The organism is Microbacterium sp. P5_B6, assembly GCF_056400345.1.
The window spans coordinates 1-707 of sequence record NZ_JBFULL010000084.1 but is presented as its reverse complement, the minus strand read 5'-3'; the positions used below and the strand labels follow the sequence as shown (position 1 = coordinate 707).

The window sequence follows — 707 nt, the reverse complement described above, 5'->3', positions numbered from 1 at the left end:
GATGTACTGCACCTGCGAGGTCGGGCTCGCCTCCGAGGGGCCGACCTCATCGAGCGTGCCGCCGAACTCGTCGGCCGCCTCGGTCGCGCCCTTCGTCGAGGTGTCGAAGTACGCGTTGCCGAGGTTCTTCGGCAGCATCGTGATCGACAGGTTCGACGAGTCGCCTCCCCCGCCGCTGCTGTCTCCCGACACGCTACCGGCACAACCGGTCGCGACGAGGGCAATGGCCAGAGTGAGAGCAACGGTCACGCCTGGGCGAAGCATGCGAATAGCTGCGAACATCCTTGTTCCTTCGGTCGACAGACTGAATCCGGGTCGCTGAAACGAATCAACTCCGAGKCAAGTTACTCGGGCATCGACGCAAGGCGGCAATCGCTGGATGTGGCACGAGTTGCTCGCAACTGGATAATTGCGGCGATATTTCGGCCCACCGGGGGCCACCCGTCGTGCGCAGACGACGGAAGTTACTCCAGCCGGGGTACGTGCTACCTACCCCGGTTGGGGTAGGTAGTTCAAATCGCGCGGCGAACGTCCTGGCCGGCTGGCGGGAGGGAGGATTCGCGCGGGAATGATGTGAAACCCCAAGCGCTCGCTGCGATCACTGTCACGGTCGCATTTGCCCTGTCCCGTGCATTGGGAAGGCCGGAGCGGTCCCGACTTGAGTCCTCGCGGCGTCCGAGCCGGAGGATTCGCCAATGCAACTAGGG

Annotated in this window: 1 pseudogene; it reads right to left on the bottom strand. The window is 63.9% G+C overall.

The features are described 5' to 3' along the window. Window positions 1–249 (bottom strand): annotated as a pseudogene (locus AC1DP3_RS18355) (rhamnose ABC transporter substrate-binding protein); the annotation flags it as partial. Window positions 250–707: the final 458 nt, after the last annotated feature.